1 protein-coding gene is annotated in these 386 nt (G+C 69.2%); it reads right to left on the bottom strand.

The genetic code is table 11. The features are described 5' to 3' along the window. A partial coding sequence (gene mreC, locus G3I71_RS49795) for a rod shape-determining protein MreC (protein WP_164325601.1) occupies nucleotides 1–386 on the bottom strand: 386 nt, incomplete at both ends.

The raw sequence follows: 386 nt of genomic DNA, 5'->3' as shown, positions 1-386 counted from the left end.
GGGGTCGACCTTGACCACCTCGCCGATCGGCACGCCGGGCACGAAGGGCTTGTTGCCGCGCGAGCCGAAGGTCACGAGGCGGTCGCCGGGGTTGATCTTGGCTTTGCCGTTGAGCATCTGGACGGACATCGCGCGGTCGCCCTGGCCGGTGGCGAAGCCGAACTCGCCGGTCTTCTCCAGTCGGGTGCCGACGGTGAAGTCGGGGTCGTTGGCGAGGACCACGGTGGCGGTGTCGGGGCCGACGGTGGAGACCCGGCCGACGAGACCCTCCCCGTTGAGGACGGTCATGTCGCGCTCGATGCCGTCCTTGCTGCCGGCGTCGATGGTGACGGTCCAGGAGAAGCCCTGGGCCGCTCCTATCGCGATGATCTCGGCGCCCTTGATGC

The organism is Streptomyces sp. SID12501 (assembly GCF_010550245.1).
Classification (GTDB): domain Bacteria; phylum Actinomycetota; class Actinomycetes; order Streptomycetales; family Streptomycetaceae; genus Streptomyces.
This window is presented reverse-complemented; position numbering and strand designations above follow the sequence as displayed.